Genomic DNA, 19,870 nt, shown 5'->3' on the forward strand with positions numbered 1-19,870 from the left:
ATTAGATTACATGATCACATTGTTAAAATTTAAAATGAAGAAAAAAATCCATATATATTGTAAATATTTGTTCGCTTCGGGATTTGCTGCGGTTACGCTTTCATGCAGCAATACCAAATATTTGAAAGAAGGACAAATGCTTTACACCGGCGGTGAAGTAAAAATCGAAAATGATACCATTTCGAAGAAAGAAAAAAATGAACTTCAGGCGGCTTTGGAAGAAAATTTAGTTCCGAAACCTAATTCCACGATATTAGGATTGCGACCGAAACTATATTTTTACAATATCGCCAAAGAACCGAAAAAAGAAAAAGGCTTTAATTACTGGCTAAAATATAAAGTAGGCGAAAAACCCGTTTTACTGGGAGATGTAGATCGTGAATTTAATAAAGATATTATTGAGAATTATTCTGAAAATAAAGGATATTTCAATGCAAAAGCCACTTACGACACGGTTTCTAAAAATAAGAAGGCGCGGGTCATTTATACACTGAGGCCGGGAGCAAGATATTTAATCAGTAATGTTAAATTCCAGAAAGATTCTACATTAGTTAATAAAGAAATTCAGACTTTAACGGATAAGACATTATTAAAACCAGGAAAACCTTTTGACCTTGATGTCATTAAAAGTGAAAGAAGCCGTATTGATAACGCTTTAAAGGAAAGAGGATTTTATTATTTCAGTCCGGATAATATCCTTGTTCAGGCAGACAGTACCGTGAGCAAAACGCATAAAGTAGAGCTTAATGTAAAATTAAAAGAAGACACTCCTGATCTGGCAACCGAGCAGTTCAGCATCGATAATGTGATTGTTTTTCCAAACTATAATATTCAGGATGTAAAGCGAGGGAAATATTCCGTCCCGATGAACCGGGATTCTCTTGCAAAATATGCCTATGGTGACATTTATGTAATTGATCCTCAGCATAAATTTAAACCAAAAATTTTCGACAGAGCACTTTACTTTAAAAAAGGAGATCTGTATAACCGTTCCAATCACAACCTTACGCTGAACCGCCTGATCAGTCTGGGAGTTTTTAAATTTGTGAAAAATGAATTTATCGTTTCAGATTCTTTACAGCATAAATTTGATGCGTATTATTTATTGACGCCAAGACAAATTCAGTCACTTCGATTAGAAGCATTAGGAAGAACAAATTCAGCGAATTATGCCGGCAGCGAATTAAATTTAAACTGGACGCACAGAAACTTCTTCAGAGGAGCGGAGCAGTTCAAAGCAGCTGTTTACGGAGCTTTTGATGTACAGATGGGAGGCCAGGAAAATGCAAAAAATATTTTCCGTGCCGGAGCGAATGTGCAGCTTTCTATTCCAAGAATTGTGGCGCCTTTCCGTTTCAATTCTTCGAGTGCTTTTGTTCCGCGGACCAATATAACATTAGGCTATGAATTACTGAACCGTACAGAATTTTATAAGCTGAATAATTTCAATGCATCATTCGGATATGTCTGGAAAGAAAATGCGAGAAAAGAACATGATTTAAAAGTAATTGATATTACCCTTGTTTCTCCTGCAAACGTTACAAAATTATATGACTCGATATCCCGAAATAGTAATGCAATGCAAAGAGTAGTTGCTAAACAGCTTATTTTTGGACCGACATACACTTATACATATACAAACACAATGCTTCCAAAAACCAATACGATCTATTATAAAGGTACGTTGGATTTAGCGGGAAACATTACAGGTTTGGTAACAGGAGCCAATGTAAAAAAAGATAAGCAGAAAGAAATTTTCGGGATCCCTTTCAGTCAATATGCAAAAATTGAAAATGATTTCAGGTTCTACCATAAGTTTACGGAAAAAAGCTCATTTGCTACGAGATTTATCGGAGGAATTGCCTATCCGTACGGAAATTCAGAGTTTGTACCCTTCTCGAAACAGTTTTTCTCAGGAGGAAGCAACAGTATCCGTGCTTTCCGTGCGAGAACTCTAGGACCGGGAAGCTTTGATCCACGAACGATTCCAAAAGGAACCTTACTAGATCAGTCAGGCGACATTAAATTAGAATTAAATGCAGAATACCGCGCCAATCTTTATAAATTCCTAAATGTTGCTGCTTTTGTTGATGCAGGAAATATCTGGTTACTTCATGATGATATTGACAGACCTGGCGCCAAATTTTCGAAAGATTTTGTAAGCGAAATTGCTGTCGGAGCCGGAGTTGGTCTAAGACTTGATTTCTCTATTCTGATATTAAGATTAGATCTGGCCATGCCGTTGAGAGTTCCTTATTATGAAAAAGGAGATCGATGGGCGTTTGACCGGATTGATTTTGGAAACCCGGACTGGAGAAAAGACAATCTTGTTTTGAATATTGCAATCGGATATCCTTTTTAATTATGGTAAAAAATTTGAAATTTTTCTGGGAAGTTTTAAAAGAGACTTTCTCTGAATGGAATAGCTCTTCTGCATCAAAAGATTCGGCGAGTCTGGCGTATTATGCCATATTTTCGATTCCCGGGCTGTTGATCATTATCATTTGGATCGCAGGATATTTCTTTGGTGAAGAAGCCATTCGCGGAGAAATCAGCAAACAGATTAGCGGAATTATGGGTTCTGAAGTCTCCAAAAGCATTGAAAATATGATTGCCGGAGCCTTAATTGACAAGCAGAATATTTTTATGAAAGCCGTTGGGATCGGTTCATTGGTTTTTGGTTCCACCACTCTTTTTTTCCAGCTTCAGCATTCATTAAACAGCCTTTGGGATGTACAGTCTGCCCCTAAAAAAGCATTTACAAAATTTCTTCTGGACAGGGCCAATTCATTAGGAATGATCCTTATTTTAGGCTTTTTATTAATGATTACGATGATTTTATCTTCATTAATAAGTGTTTTTAATAAACTAATTACCCAATATTTCGGTTTTGAAACGTATTTATTGGTCGAATTGGTGAATTTTGGAATCGGTTTCGGATTTGTCATGTTGCTTTTTGCGATGATGTTTAAAGTACTTCCTGATGTGGAAATCAGTTGGAAGCCCGTTTGGAAAGGAGCATTTCTTACTGCACTTTTATTTACGCTCGGAAAATTTTTGTTAAGTCTTTATTTCGGAACGGCAAAACCTACCTCTGCTTTTGGAACGGCAGGAACGGTAATTTTGATTATGATGTGGATCAATTATTCGTGTATGCTGGTTTTCTTCGGGGCAGAATTTACAAAAGTTTACGCCTATAAAAAAGGATATAAAATAAGTCCTTCAAAACATGCAAAATGGAGCAATTCAAAGCTATATGAAGAAAGTCTCAGGAAACAAAATGAACCGTATGAGGTTTAATCCTTTTCAATCTAAATAATAAAATAAAAGCCTCCTGAAATTCAAGAGGCTTATTTTTTACATTCTGTTTACAGTGCCTATTCCCAGCAACTCTAAAGATTTTTTAATCGTTTTTGCCGTTATGTCTGATAAATTTAAACGGAACTGCGTTATATTTTTATCTTCAAGCTTCAAAATCGGATTGCTTTGATAAAATGAATTGTAAGATTTAACCAAATCATAAAGATAATTCGCTACTAATGCCGGGCTTAGCGCTTCAGCAGCTTTTGTAACTACTGTTTTGTAGTTTGACAACTGCATAATTAATTCTTTTTCGGACTGGCTGACTTCAATATTTTCGACTTCCTTGTATTTAAAATCAGCTTTTGCGAGCAAAGACTGAATACGGGCAAAAGTATATTGAATAAATGGCCCTGTATTTCCATTAAAGTCAATACTTTCTTCAGGATTGAAAAGCATTTTTTTCTTTGGATCAACCTTTAGCATGAAATATTTTAAGGCTCCAAGTCCTATGCTCTCATAATTTTCATTTTTTTCTTCCTCCGTAAAGCTTTCTAATTTCCCTAGTTCCTCAGATTTGGATTTTGCAATATCGTGCATTTCCTGCATCAATTCATCAGCATCCACTACTGTCCCTTCCCGGGATTTCATTTTTCCGTTAGGAAGCTCAACCATTCCATAAGATAAATGGTATAATTGATTTGCCCACGAATATCCAAGCTTCCCTAAAATTTTAAATAACACCTGGAAGTGATAATCCTGTTCGTTTCCAACAGTATATATTAACTTTTTAATATCATTTTGTTTAAAACGTTCTACGGCCGTTCCCAAATCCTGTGTCATATATACCGAAGTTCCGTCTGAACGTAATAATAATTTCTGATCAAGGCCTTCATCCGTTAAATCGCACCAAACAGAACCGTCTTCTTTTTGATATAAAACGCCTTTCTCCAATCCTTCCTGAATAAGGTCTTTTCCTAAAATGTAAGTATTGCTTTCGTATTGAACCTGGTCAAAATTTACGCCTAATCTTTTATACGTTTCGTTAAAGCCTTTATAAACCCAGGAATTCATTTCGTTCCAAAGGTTTCTTACTTTTTCGTCCCCATTTTCCCAATCCAGCAACATCTGTTGTGCTTCTTTCATTAACGGAGCTTCTTTTTTGGCCTGCTCTTCGGTTGATCCTTGTGCAATAAGCTCAGAAATTTCTTTTTTATATTCCTGATCGAATTTCACATAATAATTTCCAACAAATTTATCCCCTTTTGTATTGGTAGTCTCAGGCGTTTCTCCTTTTCCGAATTTCTCCCAAGCCAGCATTGACTTACAAATATGAATTCCTCTGTCATTGATAATCTGAGATTTAATCACATCATATCCTGCTTCTCTAAGAATCTGAGCGACAGAAAAACCTAATAAATTATTTCTGACATGCCCCAAATGCAATGGTTTATTGGTATTCGGAGAAGAATATTCTACCATAACCGTAGAATTTTTCTTTTCTATTGTATCGAAATCATTCGTAACAGACTTGAAATTATCTATAAAAAATTGATTTTTAACTTTAACATTAAGAAAACCTTTAACGACATTAAAGCTTTCCAAAAGATCAGTTTGTTCTGTCAGCGCTTCACCTAATTCAACACCGATACTTTCAGGATTTTTTTTCAATTGCTTCACCAATGGGAAAGTCACGATTGTAAAATCTCCTTCAAATTCGGTTTTATTTTCCTGAACTTCAAGATTGATTTCTTTTAACTGATATACATTTAAAATAACCTCCGAAAGTTTCTCTTCTATTATATTTTTAATATTCATGGGTCTATATTCATTTTTCAAAGGCCACATTGGACAGCCTCGGTTCGTCTCAAAAATTTCAATTACAAATATACGGAAATAAAAAAACCGCCCGAAGGCGGTTTCATATGAATGTAAAAATATGTTCTAGAACTTGTCCCAGAAAAGTTTTGTAGTTAATTTGTCACCTCCAATTGCAGATGAAGCGGCTGCCCAATTTGTTCCATTAACAGATTGCTCTCTAACAGGGTAAGTCATTCTTACAGGAACCTTCCCCCCCGCTTCCTGGGCTGCGGTGGTTGGAGCTTGCAAAACAGGATAATCTAATCTCCTATAGAAATTCCATGATGTTTGTCCTTGATTAAAAAAAGCCGCCCAAGCTTGCAATCCAATAGATTGCTTCCAGTTAGCCGAATTATAAGGGTGTACTGCTAAATATGTCGTAATATTTGCATTTGAAACTCCCCACTCATTCATTGATGCCTGAACTGCGGTTGCATAAGCAGTTGCAGGAGTCGAAGTATTCCATCTAGCAGCAGCTTCAGCAAGGTAGAATGCCACTTCAGTATAATTCATAATAGTACCTGGATAGTCTGGTTTATGTGCAAATTCTCCAATTCTTGAATATACATCAACCTCACCCGGAGCGCCTACAGTTTGTCCTACATATTCATCATCTTCATTCAATTGATAGTATGATGATATTCTAGGATCTGAATTAACTATCAAAAAGTTAACAAATGGTGCTGCTGCAATATAATCATCCCTTCCACTTGCAACTAATGCATCATATAAAGGATTATAGTTTGGAGAGGTTTTCTGATATGGTAATTGACAATTATCTGCAGTAGAAGTCATAACTCCCGTTGCAATAGCATCTATTACAGTAGCTTGTGCTAACGTAGGATTAGAATCCGCTATGGCAACACCTAATTTTAATAATAAAGAATTCCCGAATTTTTTCCATTTACTGATATCTCCTTGATAGTAATAATCTGCGACGCCAAAAGAACTCCCAGTAGTCAGTGACTGAACATCAGCTTTAGCTTTTTGTATTAAAGAAGTATATATTGTTGCACCATCATCATATACAGGAAGAGGGTGAGCATCTAATTGTAATGCCTGGCTATAAGGAATATTACCAAAAGTATCAACTAGGTTTTGATAAGTATACACCATTAATAAATCAATAATAGCTAATTTATTTTTCTTAGTTACTGACCAAGTAGATATTTCAGAGGCAGAAGGTATATAGTTTTCTACTAATCCTTTTGCTTGATTTAAATTATTAAGAACCGCTACATAATTATCTGACCAAATGGTATTAGAAACATTTCTATTAACAAAATCATAATTACTTTCGTTAACATATGTGGTTTCCTGCCAATACTGCATTGTTAATCTAAAATTATTTTCGTTTACACTCGGCGTATTAACATAGTCTGATAAAGATTTTTGAGCTGATGAAATCACAGATTCAGCAGTCGTTGTATACGCTACATTCGGATCAGTATTAATACTGTCATCTATATTACAGCTATTAAATAGTAATGCCGAAAATAGTGTCCCTATTATTATTTTTTTCATTATTTTTTTTTAGAAGTTAGCTTTTAAGGTAAATGCGATGTTACGTGTTGCAGGCATTGGTCCAGATTGATATCCTTGAATATTACCTGAAGAAAGTCCTGCTTCCGGATCTGCGTATGGCAAGTTTTTATGTATTATCCATAAATTGGTTCCAACTAATCCAAGAGTTAAATCTCTCAAAAATGTTGATGCTAATAAACTATTAGGCAATTTATAGCTTATAGCAACTTCTCTTAATTTCACAAAACTAGCATCATATACAAACGCAGCTGGTGGTGGATCTGTACCTAACACTTGGCTTGATTGTGATTTATCTAATCTTATGGTATTTGGTACATAATTATTAGGGCTAGTTGGATCAACCATTACCCCTGGAAGTATTATTCCCCCTCCATTCGCTATCGTATTTCTAATAGGATTACCTAAATCATTAAATCCTACTGAATCAGGATAAAGACCTGTTCCATATCCATAATATTGATCTAAAGAAAATACTTTCCCGCCTTGTTTAACATCAATTAAAAAGCTGAGAGAAAGGTTTTTATAAGTTAAGCTATTTCTTAATCCGCCCATCCATTTCGATTGAAAAGACCCTAGGTTATTATCAGAAGATGCTGTAGATAAATATGCCCCATTCTTCCCTATAACTTTTTGTCCATCAGGTGAGTAAACAAAATCTGCACCCCAAATAGTTCCATAGTCCTGATTTAAAGGCGCATTGATAGATACTCCACCCTGTAAACTTCCTAATTGAACGTTTTCAATGCCTGGCGCTAATTTTACTACTTTAGTATTTGGATTAGACCAATTTACATCAATATTCCAAGTAAAATTAGTCGTTTTAACAGGAATTATATGTCCCGAAATTTCAAAGCCTTTGGTCTCCAATGTTCCTGCATTCGTAACTCTATTAACAAAACCACTACTTGTAGTAACAGGTAAGTTTATAATTTGGTCAAATGCACTATTTTTAAACCAGGCCACATCAAATCCAATTCTATTTTTAAAAAAATCCATATTTACTCCAAGTTCAACATTATTCAATCTTTGTGGTTTAATATCTGGATTTCTTGCAAGCGTACTATATGAATACATTGGTGATGAAAAAGGATATTGCGCCAAATATCTATTCAAAATATTATCTGCACCAGTATCTGATCCAACCTGAGCATAAGCAGCTCTCAATTTACCAAAAGATAGCCAATTCTGTTTAATTAGGTTTGAAAACACCACACTTCCTGATATGGAAGGATACCAATAAACATTATTATTTTTAGGTAAAGCAGTTGACTGATCTCTTCTTACCGTCCCTTCTAAATAATAAGTCCCTTTATAACCGAATGAAGCTTGAGCAAATGCACCAAATATTCTTTTCTCTGTAGATCCAATAACAGGTAATGCAGGTGATGATGCAGAATTACTAATTGTATATAATCCTGGAATTACTAATCCTCCTGAAGTAGATTGTTGATTTGATTCAAATGTTTGAACATTTAAATTTGTTCCTAATAATGCATTAATATTAAAATCATTAAGTGTTTTCTTATATGTAGCAATGAAATCATAGTTAGTCTCAGAAACATTATAACTAGATAATGCATATCCAGAAGGCTGGTCAACATCATTTAACCCAAATGGAGCCGCAACAGAGCCTTTAGCTCTTCTTTCTTCTGTTTTCATTGTATATCCATCTCTGCCAACTCTTCCTAATAAATTTATATCAGGTGTAAGATCATAATTTAAACTTGCATTAATTGCCAACCTATCCCTTGCATCAGTTTGATAGTTTTCATACACTTTGAAATATGGATTATCCCAATATTGAGGTCTAATATCTGAAACACTTTTGATATTCCATGTATAATTTTGATGTGATAAATTATATAAAGCTTCTTGCTCTTTTAAATCAACATTCGTTGCCCACCATTGTCTAAAATTTGACATAACATTGTCTCCATAACCCGTACTACTTCTACCTTGCGTTCTTTGAGTTACAAAATTAGCATACAAATTAGCCGTTAACTTATCCGTAAATTTATAACTTGCATTACCTGCAAAATTATTTTTATTTATCTTACTATTAGGCATTATGTCTGTTGCATATGTATTACCATATGAAAATCTATAGGTTGCAACATCATTTCCTCCATTTAATGATATATTATTTACGGCATTTGTTCCAACATCAAAAAAAGAAATTGGTCCATTTTCAGCCATTTCCCATGGCGTTTTTTGTCCGAAAGTAGAAGATCCTGGAATAAAAGCATCATACTGCCAGACAAGGCTTCCATCGTACCTAGGCCCATAAGAAGCATCATGCCCAAATATTGCTCTTGGCCCTCCTAAATAAGTGCCAAATGTCTGCCCTAAATACCCTTGTCCATACTCTGTTTGATATTTAGGAAAAGTAGATTTATCTACAGAAGAAATAGTAAAAGATGAACTATACTCAACACCTATACCTTTATTTCTTTTACTACCTTTTTTTGTCGTAATAATAATAGCACCGTTTTGAGCTCTTGAACCATATAAGGCTGTTGCAGCCGCTCCTTTTAAAACGTTAATACTTTCAATGTCATTAGGATTAATATCTGAAGCAGTATTACCATAATCATACCCACCTCTTGCAGTTTTTTGATCAGTAGAATTTATATTACTATTTATAATAGGAACACCATCTACGACAAATAAAGCCTGATTATTTCCATCAATTGATTTAAATCCTCGGAGTACAACATTCGTAGATCCTCCAAAATTTGTCCCTTGCTTAATATCTAGCCCTGCAACTTTACCAGACAAGTTATTTAGAAAATTCGCTGTTGGAGCTTTATTAATATCTTCTCCTTTTACTTCCTGAGAAGAATATCCCAAAGATTTTTTCTCCCTTTTAATCCCCAGCGCTGTAACTACAACCCCCTCAATATCTTGTGTTCTTACCGTATCTTTCTTCTGTTGTGCATTGGCAATAACTAATGACGAAGACAATACTAAAACAAGAACCCCTGAAGTTATTTTTTTCATTCTATACTTTTTTTGTGTATAGACAAAATTGAAAAACTCTCATAAAAAACACAAAAAATAACGGAGACAAATTAACAAATATTAACTAAAAGGCATTTTAAAACCATTTTACATTAAAAAATAATGTTAATTATTGCATTTTTAACAAAAAATTTTAAACATAGAAAAGTCTTAAAAATAAAAAAACCGCCCTAAGGCGGTTAAAATATATTAAAAATTTTTGCTGTTAATTTTTATCCCAGAATATTTTTGTAGTTAATAAATCTCCTCCAATTGCTGAAGCAGCCGCATTTACATTTGCTGCATTGGTTTGATATTCACTTGCAGGATAAGCCATACGTACAGGAACACTATTAATTGTTGCCGCACTTGCCGGTTGAAGAACTGGATAATCTAGTCTTCTCCAGAAATTCCATGAAGTTAAAGGCTGGTTATACATGGCTACCCATGCTTGGGTTCCGACTGACTGCTTCCAGTTTGCAGGATTATATGGATGAGCAGCAATATAAGCTGCCGCATCTGCTGTTGCTCCCCAATCTGTAAATGATGAAGTAATCGCATTAGCATAGTTGGTAGCAGCAGCACCTCCTATTCCCCAACGAGCACCAGCTTCCGTAAGATAGAATGCTACTTCAGTATAATTCATCAGGATTCCCGGAGTTGTAGCAGTATAGGCGAAATTCCCCGGTGCAGAGAAATTAGCAAATGCAGCAGGCTGGCCAATTACCTGCCCAACATACACGCCTCCTACCGGCTTGAAATATTTGGATATTCTTGTATCACTATTAGTATTCATGTAATCTACTAATGTTTTTCCTCCTACAAAGTCATTTCTGTTACTCGCTTTTACATTTTCATAAATAGGGCTCCAGTTTGGTGAACCAGATAAATATTGAACTTTACAGTCATCTGCAGATGAAGACATTACTCCATTATTGATTGCTGTAGTAGCGGTCTGCTGAGCCAGTGATGGATTAGAATCTGCAATGGTAACCCCTAATTTAAGCATTAGAGAATTACCAAATGTTTTCCATGCTCCAAGGTTTCCTGAATAAAATAAATCAGCATCAGAGAAATTATCAGAAGCCGAGTTCAGTTCACTGCTTACATCAATATTAGTTATATCCTGCTGCAATCTTGTGATCAAATTAGCATACACTGTTGCTCCGTCATCATATGCAGGAGCTACATTCCCACCAAGCTGGTTGGATTGTGAATATGGAATATTTCCGAAAGTATCAACCAACATCTGATAAGTATATACCTGCATAATGTCGATCACAGCCAGTTGGTTTTTCTTAATTCCCGGCCATGTATTGACTTCAGAAGGCACAGGCTGATATGCATTTATTAATTCTTTTGCTTTTACCAAGCTATTCAATACATTGACATAATTATCAATATAGATCTGATTGGAAACATTTCTGTTGGTAAAATTGTAATTACTTTCTTCAACATAGGTAGTTTCCTGCCAATACTGCATGGTCAGTCTGAAATTATTTTCATTAACACTTGGTGTGTTAACATAATCACTTAATTCTTTCTGAGCATTTGTTACCAAGGTCGATGGAATCGTTGTATATGCCGAATGTGGGTCCAAATTAATATCATCTGTTGTACAGCCGACAAATAGTGTTCCCAGTAATATGGATGCTATAATTTTTTTCATTTTTCTTTTTTTAAAAATTAACTTTTACATTGAATGAGAAATTCCTCGTTGTAGGCATAACTCCTGACTGATATCCCTGTAAGTTACCTGAAGACAATCCGGCTTCCGGATCAGCATATGGTAAATTTTTATGAATAATCCAAAGATTGCTACCTATAACACTAAATGACATTCCCTGTATAAATTTAGAGCCTAAAGTCTCTTTTGACAAGGTATAAGTGATAGATGCTTCTCTTAATTTCACATAACTTGCATCATAAACAAATGCAGCGGCAGGCGGATCTGTATTCAGTACCTGACTAGACCATGATTTATCTAATCTTACATTATTTGTAATAAAATGTCCCGGATTATTTGGATCTGGGATAACTCCCTGCTGAATAATCCCTCCTCCGTCAGCTAAAGTATTTCTGATCGGATTTCCCAGGTCATTTAAGCCTACTGAATCAGCATAAATACCTGTTCCGTACCCATATGACTGGTCTAATGAGAATACTTTACCACCTTGTTTCACATCAATTAAGAAGCTTAAAGAAAGGTTTTTATAATTGAAAGTGTTTCGTAATCCTCCGAACCATTTAGCCTGATAGCTTCCTAAATTATTGTTGGTACTGGTTGTTTTCATATAAGCCCCTGTATCAGGATCAATAACTTTTTGTCCGTCTGGTGCATATATGAAATCAGAACCGTAAATCGTTCCGTATAATCCTCCCAAAGGAGCATTTAATGTAACCCCACCTTGTGAAGTATTGGTCTGTAAAGCCAGGTTATCCACTCCGCCTTTCAGTGCTGTAACAGTTGTTTTTGGATTGGACCAGTTAGCAACTAAATTCCAGGAAAAGTCTTGAGATTTGATTGGCGTTAATCGTAATGAAAGCTCAAATGCTTCAGTTCTTAAATTACCAATATTTTGTTTCTGCAAGGTCGTACCTGATGCATAAGAAACAAGTACATTTGAAATTAAATTTTCCGAATCATTCTTGTACCATGTGGCATCAAAACCAATTCTGTTTTTTAAGAAAGATGTTTCTAACCCGAATTCCATACTTTTTAACTTTTCAGCCACTAAATCCGGATTTTTCAAAATAGTATTAAACTGGTAAGTTGGTAAATTGCCAAATGGCGAACCTGCCAAATAAGTATCAATCAATTGATTAGGATCTGTATCATTTCCTACAATTGAATAATTGGCACGAGCTTTAGCAAAGCTCAACCAAGGCGCTTTAATTAAATTGGAAAACACAACACTCCCCGAAACCGAAGGATACCAATACACATCATGGCCTGGTGATAATGCCGTAGTCTGATCTCTTCTGATAGTTCCTTCTAAATAATACGTACTTTTATAACCCAAACTGGCCTGAGCAAAAATTCCTACAACATTCTTACTTGTATCACTCGTTTGATTAAGAGGTCTTTCTTTAGAATTTGAAATGTCAAAATAGTTTGGTACACTTAATCCCCCTACAGTAGAATGTATGTCTGAATAAGCAGAATTAGTACGAATATTGGCTCCCAAAACTCCGTTCAGATTCAGATCTTCTGTAAGATCTTTTTTATAAGTCCCTATGAAATCATAGTTTCTTTCAGACAGCCTGTAATTTCCTAAATTATATCCGGAAGGCTGTGGTGTATTGATGTTAAGACCAAAAATATTAGGAACAGAGCCATTGGCTTTTCGCTCTTCAGTGGTCATGCTATAGCTATCGTTACTTAATCTTACCAAGAAATTTAATTCTTTTGAAACATCATAGCTTAAAGATACATTTCCACTAAATCTGTCTCTTTTGTCATTTTGGTAATTTTGGTAACGCTGGAAGTAGATATTATCCCAATACTGAGGTGCAAGCTCAGTAGGGCTGGTAATATTCCAAGTATAATTCTGATGGGACATATTATAAAACTCGTCCTGCTGTCTTATATCAACATTTGTCGGCCACCATTGTCTAAAACCGGACATTATGTTTCCATTGTACCCTGTATCGTTACGGCCTCTTGTTTTTTGCGTAATATAATTCGCATATAATGAAGCGGTTAATTTATCTGTGATTTTATAAGAAGCATTACCTCCGAAGTTATTTTTAACCAATGAACTGTTTGGCATAATGTCTGTAGCATCCAGATTGGTATAATTTATTCTGTAGGTTGCTACATCACTTCCTCCACTAAGGGAAAGACTATTTGTGAAATTCGTTCCGTTTTTAAAAAATGATAACGGCCCGTTTTTAGCCATCGTCCATGGAGTAGCTTTTCCGAAATTAGGAGATCCCGGTATAAACGCATCATATTGATACACCAATAAGTTGGGGTCATATCTCGGTCCGTAAGAAGCATCACTTCCGAAACCGGCTGCAAGCCCACCATTATAACTTCCCCATTCATCTTCACCTACATATCCTTCCCCATATTCGGTCTGGTATTTTGGAAAAGTCTCTTTATCAATTGAGGAAATCGTGATTGAACTGGAATATTCTAAGCCAATCCCTTTTTGGTTCTTTTTACCCTTTTTAGTTGTGATAATAATAGCTCCGTTTGCTGCACGGGAACCATACAAAGCTGCCGCTGCCGCTCCTTTTAGTACGTTAATTGTTTCTACATCATTTGGATTGATATCCGACGCTGCATTTCCGTAGTCGACCCCATAACGCCCTGTAGTCTGGCTGGATGTGTTGATATTATTATTGATAATTGGGACCCCGTCTACAACGAATAGTGGCTGGTTAGTCCCTGAGAAAGATTTGAATCCTCTTAAAACTACGTTAATAGATCCACCGAAGTTGGTACTTTGTTTAATATCCATACCGGCAACCTGGCCGGATAGATTGTTTAGGAAATTGGGAGTGGGATTTTTATTCACATCCTCACCTTTTACTTCCTGGGTAGCGTATCCAAGAGATTTTTTTTCTCTTTTGATACCTAAAGCCGTTACTACAACGCCTTCAATGTCTTGTGTTCTTACTGTATCAGTCTTCGTCTGCTGGGCATTTGCCACAACTATGGATGAAGATAGTACCAAGATAAGCACACCTGTTGTTAGTTTCTTCATATCAAATTAATTTTGCTAGTACAAATTTGTAAAACTTTCTTAAGAAGACAAAGCAAAAACTTAAAAAATTGTTATTTTTACCATAGTTCTTAGAATTTTATTAATTTTACGGACTCAAAAGTGTTAAATTTTATGGAATTATTAAAAAAATGGACAAAATTTTACATCGAAGCAGGATGTGATGAGGTGGGAAGAGGGTGTTTAAGCGGACCAGTTGTAGCCGCAACGGTCATTTTGGATAAAAATTTTAACCAAAATTTAGTTAATGACTCTAAAAAATTAAGTTTTAAGACCAGAATGAGTCTTGATGAGTATATAAAAAATAATGTTAAGGAATATGCTATTGCAGAACTTCCCGCAGAATTTATAGACGAACATAACATATTGAATGCCAGCATTCATGCGATGCATCGTGCGTTGGATAAATTAACAATAAGACCCGAGCTTATTTTAGTTGACGGGAATAAATTCCATCCTTATAATTACATCCCACACCAATGTATCATTCAGGGGGATTCTAAAGTTTTGTCAATCGCTGCAGCATCTATTTTAGCGAAAAATTATAGGGATAAGCTGATGATTCAGCTGCATGATGAGCATCCGGAGTATGGCTGGGACACCAATTTCGGCTATGCCACCAAAAAGCACCAGGAAGCCCTGATAAAGCATGGTCCAACGAAATACCACAGACGGTCTTTCAGATTAAAATACGATTAAAATCCACAATGAGTGAATTATAAAATCAATAAAATGCTAAAGTGTAATTTAAATTTCATCTAAATAAAAAAGAGAAGCAATATTTGCTTCTCTTTTATGTTATAGTAAGTTAATTACTTTTTTTTCTTTTGCTGCTCAACCGTTTTCTGTTGTTCCTGAGCTTTTTCCATCATCTCTCTCATACGTTTCTGGAATTTACCTTCCGTTTTCGGCTTTTCTTTATTCGCCTGAATCTGCGCATGAATCTTCTTTTCATCCAAAATCACATATTTTATGACTAAAATAATTAAGATATTAATTGCGTTCGATACAAAATAATACCATGAAAGACCGGATGCTGAAGTGTTCAAAAAGAATAAGAATGTCACAGGGAAAATATACATTAATACTTTCATGTTTGGCATTCCTTCCTGTTGTGGCTGCTGCATATTTCCTGAGGTCATGATCGTATAAATCAAGATTACAATCGTACATGCAAGCGCAAAAACACTTAAATGATCTCCTAAGAAAGGAACTTTAAATGGCAGTTTAATCAAATCATCATAAGCCGTTAAATCTTTTGCAAACCAGAAACCTTTACCTCTCAAATCAATAAAGTTCGGGAAGAAACGGAACAACGCATAGAAAATCGGGATCTGTACCAATGCCGGAAGACATCCCGCCATTTGATTTACGCCCGCCTTTCGGTAAATTTCCATGGTGGCCTGTTGCTTTTTCATTGGATCTGCATCCTTTAATTTAGCATTTGCTTCATCAATTTCCGGGCGGATCACTCTCATCATCGCACTCAATTTATGTTGCTTATACATAATCGGTGATAAGATTAATTTAACGATAATTGTCATTAAGAAAATTACCCAACCGGCTGTTAATCCCCATCCTGCAATGATATTGTACATCGGCATGAAGAAATAACGGTTCATTCCTCCGATGAAAGCCCAGCCTAAAGGCAGAATTTCGTCAAAGTTTTTATTGTAAGATTTTAATAATTTCAGATCTAAAGGCATAAAATACCAGGTAAAATCCTGATTTAATTCGCTTCCCTGCATTTGAACAAAACCTTCAAAATTAAGTTTTTTCAAATATTCACCTTCTTCTACGTTTTCCTGATTTCCTTTGCTTTGTGTAAATCCTGTCTTAGATTCAATCACAGAAGAGAAAAACTGCTGTTTTACACCGATCCAGTTAAGCGTTTCTTTTTCTTCTTCCATTGTTGTTCTTCCGTCATAATCATATTTCTTATAATTATCGAAAGCATAAGAAAATTCTGAGTGAGACTGTTCCTGAGCTCTACCCTTTTCTAAGTTTCTTACATTGTAATTCCAGATGAAATCTGCTTTGTTATCGGAAGTAACTTTTGCTAAACCTTGAGTTCTTACCTTAAAATCTAAGGTATATTTATCCAATAAAGTATAAATAAACTGAATAACCGCACCATTATAATTGGCCGTCATTGTTGCAGCGTTTCCATTAACAGTCGGAGAGAAAACCAAATCTTTAGTATTGATAATCTTTCCGGTCTTATCTTTAAACTGGAAACCGTAGTTTGAATTATTTTTAGTGATCAGATAAAGCGGAAGATCTGCCTTATCCGATTTATGGTCGTATGCTTTGTATTCTGCAAGCTCCACTTTAGAAACCTGCCCTCCTAAACTTGAGAACTCAATTTTCAATTCTTTGTTTGCCAAATTTGCAGTCTGAATTGCATTAGGAGTTACATTTGGATTGATATTGCTTGCCTGAGTTTGTTTTACAGCATTTTTTACCTGTTCAGTCTTTTGTTGCTGAGTTTTTACCTCTTCTTCCTTCGATTGCTTGTTTTGAAAATAAAACATGAAACCAAAAAGAACCAAACATAAAACCGCAAAACTAATCATTTGACTTTTATCGAGTCCGTTGTTCTGTTGCATTTTATTTTAATTAAAATTTTTTACCTATTTATATATAAAACAATATTCTGTAATTTACAGAGTATCATTCTGTATTTCGAGTCGACAAAAATACTGTTTTTTTATCAAAACTCTATGCTATAATATATTACTATATAATAAACTCAGGCTGATAAAAGTCAACCTGAGTTTATTATATGACGTTTGTAATTAAATAATTACTTTATTTCTTCTCACAAGCCTTGATAAAAGCTCTGAACAAAGGATGCGGTGTCGCCACTGTACTCTTATACTCAGGATGATACTGTACCCCAACGTAGAACGGGTGATCAGGCATTTCTAATGCTTCCACCAATCCTGTTTCCGGGTTTGTACCTGTAGCAAGGAAACCGTTTTTCTCGAACTCATGTAAATAATCACTGTTGAACTCATATCTGTGACGGTGTCTTTCTGAAATATTTTTGCTTCCGTAGATGTCAGATAATTTAGAACCGTTTTTCACGGAACATTTCCAGGCTCCAAGACGCATTGTACCTCCTTTATCCACTACATTTTTCTGTTCTTCCATAATTGAAATTACAGGATCCGGTGTTGAAGTGTCAAATTCCATTGAATTTGCTTTTGAATGTCCAAGAACGTTTCTTGCAAATTCGATGGTCATAATCTGCATTCCTAAACAAATTCCCAACATCGGAATTTTATTTTCTCTTGCATATTGAGCGGTAAGCACTTTTCCTTCAATTCCTCTGTCGCCAAAACCTGGAGCAACAAGGATTCCGTCTACTCCTTTTAACGTATCTTTAATATTTTCGGCAGTAATTTCTCCACTATAAACCCATCTGATCTTCACTTCAGTTTCAACGTCTGCACCTGCATGCTTGAAAGCTTCAGCAATTGAAATATATGAATCCTGAAGAGAAATATATTTCCCGACTAAAGCAATTTCGATCGTTTTCTTAGGGTTCTGGAACTTTTTAAGGAAACTTTTCCAGTCTTTAAGATCAGCTTCTTTATCACTTTTAAGATCTAATCCTTTTAAAACTACATCATCAAAATTTTGCTTTTGAAGATACATCGGCACTTCATAGATTGTTTCCAGATCTTTACATTCAATAACGTTATCTAAAGGCACGTTACAGAATTGAGCCAGCTTCGCTCTCTGATCTTTTGGAATTTTATGTTCTGTTCTGCACACCAAAACGTCAGCCATAATTCCGCTTTCCATTAACTGACGAACAGAGTGCTGAGAGGGTTTTGTTTTTAATTCTCCACTTGAAGCCAAATACGGCAATAAAGTTAGGTGAATTACCATAGAATTTTTCTCACCCAATTCCCATTTTAACTGACGAACAGTTTCGATGTAAGGCAAAGATTCAATATCTCCGACAGTCCCACCGATCTCAGTAATGATAATATCGTAGTTCTGTTTTGATAAAATTTTAATTCTGCGTTTGATTTCGTTCGTAATATGAGGAATTACCTGCACTGTTTTTCCAAGGAAATCTCCTTTTCTTTCTTTTTCGATGACAGTCTGGTAGATTTTTCCTGTCGTTACGTTGTTGTTTTGGGAAGTTGGAGCATCTAAATAACGCTCATAGTGACCTAAATCCAGATCCGTCTCCGCACCATCTTCGGTTACATAGCATTCTCCGTGTTCATAAGGATTCAGTGTTCCTGGGTCGATATTGATATAAGGATCTAATTTTTGGATCGTTACATTAAAGCCGCGTGATTTTAGTAGAAGTCCCAGAGAAGCAGAAACGATTCCTTTCCCCAAAGATGAAGTTACACCTCCTGTCACAAAGATGTACTTTGTATTCTTTTTACTCATTAGATTAGGTTTGTGCAAAGTTAGGGGAAAAACAAATACAAAGCAATTTCATTTTTGAATTTTAAATTTTAGATAGTGAATTTTAGATTAATAAATCACCTAGTTTGTCACTCCGTAGAAATCCAGACTGATTTTTTAAATGATTTATCCTTATTGAGATTTTTACGGAGTGACAAGCTTTGCATTTAATTTTAATAATAACGTTAATTCTATACTGCTTTAATCAACAAAAAAGGTCTCCAAAAATTGAAAACCTTTCCTAAACCAAATTATATATGAAAACTATTGCTTAATTAACTCAAAATATAAGTTAACGTCAACGTCTTTAGCCACGCCTGCTCCCGTTGGATCATATTTAATATTATAATCTAAACGGTTTACTTTAAATGTTGTCTGGAAACCCAGAACCTCTTTTCCCTGTTGATTTTTTGTTATTCCACCGAAAGTTACCGGAACACTGATTTCTTTAAAAACATCTTTAATTGTCAATTTCCCTTTAAGCGTATAATTGTTGTTTTTATCTTTCGTGATAGAAATACTTTCAAACGTCATTGTCGGGAATTTTTCAACATTGAAAAAATCTGCGCTTTGCAAATGCTTGTCTCTCATTTCAACACCCGTATTTACGGAACCTGTCTGCACCACAAAAGAAAATTCTGCATTATCAAGAGTAGTTCCCTTGGTTGTTACTTTACCGTCAAACTTATCAAATCTCCCTTGTACAAAGCTGATTCCCATGTGTTTGATATTAAAATTCACAGAAGAGTGCATCGGATCTACTGTCCAGACATTCTGTGCAAAGCTTATAATACTTAAAAGTGTAAATGCGAAAGTTAAAAATACCTTTTTCATTGTCATATTTTTTAGATTAATCTTACAGCAAAGGTATAGCCCAAAAAATAGCGAGACGTTGATCTATGATAGTTTTTCAGGTTTGTTGAAAATTATTTTTATCTAATTAAAAAAATCCTTCGACTGCTTCGCGCTCAGGATGACACTGGCAAATTATTCAG

At 35.2% G+C, this 19,870-nt stretch carries 11 protein-coding genes; 3 read left to right on the forward strand and 8 right to left on the reverse strand.

Annotated features, from left to right (window positions below):
- Positions 1-34: 34 nt before the first annotated feature.
- Both tamL and BLT04_RS12695 read left to right on the forward strand, forming a co-directional pair.
- Complete coding sequence (gene tamL / locus BLT04_RS12690) at positions 35-2,362, forward strand: translocation and assembly module lipoprotein TamL (RefSeq protein ID WP_089756435.1); 2,328 nt, start codon at positions 35-37, stop codon at positions 2,360-2,362.
- Between the two features lie 2 nt (positions 2,363-2,364).
- Complete coding sequence (locus BLT04_RS12695) at positions 2,365-3,300, forward strand: YihY/virulence factor BrkB family protein (protein ID WP_089756166.1); 936 nt, start codon at positions 2,365-2,367, stop codon at positions 3,298-3,300.
- A 57-nt stretch (positions 3,301-3,357) separates the two neighbouring features.
- Here BLT04_RS12695 and argS read toward each other — a convergent pair whose 3' ends face one another.
- The 5 genes from argS to BLT04_RS12720 form a co-directional block, all read right to left on the reverse strand.
- A complete protein-coding gene (gene argS / locus BLT04_RS12700; protein ID WP_089756436.1) occupies positions 3,358-5,118 on the reverse strand; it encodes an arginine--tRNA ligase in 1,761 nt (586 codons plus the stop codon).
- Positions 5,119-5,244: 126 nt separating this feature from the next.
- On the reverse strand, positions 5,245-6,684 hold the full coding sequence (locus tag BLT04_RS12705) for a SusD/RagB family nutrient-binding outer membrane lipoprotein (RefSeq protein WP_089756167.1): 1,440 nt from the start codon (positions 6,682-6,684) through the stop codon (positions 5,245-5,247).
- Positions 6,685-6,693: 9 nt separating this feature from the next.
- Positions 6,694-9,705 carry a SusC/RagA family TonB-linked outer membrane protein gene (locus BLT04_RS12710; RefSeq protein ID WP_089756168.1) on the reverse strand — a complete coding sequence of 1,004 codons (3,012 nt, stop codon included), beginning with the start codon at positions 9,703-9,705 and terminating at the stop codon, positions 6,694-6,696.
- Between the two features lie 226 nt (positions 9,706-9,931).
- Complete coding sequence (locus BLT04_RS12715; RefSeq protein WP_089756169.1) at positions 9,932-11,374, reverse strand: SusD/RagB family nutrient-binding outer membrane lipoprotein; 1,443 nt, start codon at positions 11,372-11,374, stop codon at positions 9,932-9,934.
- Positions 11,375-11,384: 10 nt separating this feature from the next.
- On the reverse strand, positions 11,385-14,420 hold the full coding sequence (locus tag BLT04_RS12720) for a SusC/RagA family TonB-linked outer membrane protein (protein ID WP_089756170.1): 3,036 nt from the start codon (positions 14,418-14,420) through the stop codon (positions 11,385-11,387).
- 132 nt (positions 14,421-14,552) lie between these two features.
- On the opposite strand from BLT04_RS12720, the gene BLT04_RS12725 reads away from it, so the two are divergent.
- Positions 14,553-15,137 (forward strand): ribonuclease HII, encoded by a 585-nt coding sequence (locus tag BLT04_RS12725; RefSeq protein WP_089756171.1) that lies wholly within the window; start codon positions 14,553-14,555, stop codon positions 15,135-15,137.
- A 113-nt stretch (positions 15,138-15,250) separates the two neighbouring features.
- Here BLT04_RS12725 and yidC read toward each other — a convergent pair whose 3' ends face one another.
- The 3 genes from yidC to BLT04_RS12740 all read right to left on the reverse strand — a co-directional run bounded on the left by yidC (position 15,251) and on the right by BLT04_RS12740 (position 19,709).
- Entirely contained in the window at positions 15,251-17,047 is a 1,797-nt protein-coding gene (gene yidC / locus BLT04_RS12730; protein WP_089756172.1) for a membrane protein insertase YidC, read from the reverse strand.
- 202 nt (positions 17,048-17,249) lie between these two features.
- Complete coding sequence (locus BLT04_RS12735; protein WP_089756173.1) at positions 17,250-18,857, reverse strand: CTP synthase; 1,608 nt, start codon at positions 18,855-18,857, stop codon at positions 17,250-17,252.
- Between the two features lie 282 nt (positions 18,858-19,139).
- Positions 19,140-19,709 carry a YceI family protein gene (locus BLT04_RS12740; protein ID WP_089756437.1) on the reverse strand — a complete coding sequence of 190 codons (570 nt, stop codon included), beginning with the start codon at positions 19,707-19,709 and terminating at the stop codon, positions 19,140-19,142.
- Positions 19,710-19,870 lie beyond the last annotated feature (161 nt).

Origin of the sequence: Chryseobacterium soldanellicola (genome assembly GCF_900100115.1) — a bacterium.
Lineage (GTDB): Bacteria > Bacteroidota > Bacteroidia > Flavobacteriales > Weeksellaceae > Chryseobacterium > Chryseobacterium soldanellicola.

Bases quoted from the DNA above. Each gene is read 5' to 3' on its own strand.
- tamL (WP_089756435.1), top strand. From the start codon at position 35: ATGAAGAAAAAAATCCATATATATTGTAAATATTTGTTCGCTTCGGGA.
- BLT04_RS12695 (WP_089756166.1), top strand. From the start codon at position 2,365: ATGGTAAAAAATTTGAAATTTTTCTGGGAAGTTTTAAAAGAGACTTTC.
- argS (WP_089756436.1), bottom strand. From the start codon at position 5,118: ATGAATATTAAAAATATAATAGAAGAGAAACTTTCGGAGGTTATTTTA.
- BLT04_RS12705 (WP_089756167.1), bottom strand. From the start codon at position 6,684: ATGAAAAAAATAATAATAGGGACACTATTTTCGGCATTACTATTTAAT.
- BLT04_RS12710 (WP_089756168.1), bottom strand. From the start codon at position 9,705: ATGAAAAAAATAACTTCAGGGGTTCTTGTTTTAGTATTGTCTTCGTCA.
- BLT04_RS12715 (WP_089756169.1), bottom strand. From the start codon at position 11,374: ATGAAAAAAATTATAGCATCCATATTACTGGGAACACTATTTGTCGGC.
- BLT04_RS12720 (WP_089756170.1), bottom strand. From the start codon at position 14,420: ATGAAGAAACTAACAACAGGTGTGCTTATCTTGGTACTATCTTCATCC.
- BLT04_RS12725 (WP_089756171.1), top strand. From the start codon at position 14,553: ATGGAATTATTAAAAAAATGGACAAAATTTTACATCGAAGCAGGATGT.
- yidC (WP_089756172.1), bottom strand. From the start codon at position 17,047: ATGCAACAGAACAACGGACTCGATAAAAGTCAAATGATTAGTTTTGCG.
- BLT04_RS12735 (WP_089756173.1), bottom strand. From the start codon at position 18,857: ATGAGTAAAAAGAATACAAAGTACATCTTTGTGACAGGAGGTGTAACT.
- BLT04_RS12740 (WP_089756437.1), bottom strand. From the start codon at position 19,709: ATGAAAAAGGTATTTTTAACTTTCGCATTTACACTTTTAAGTATTATA.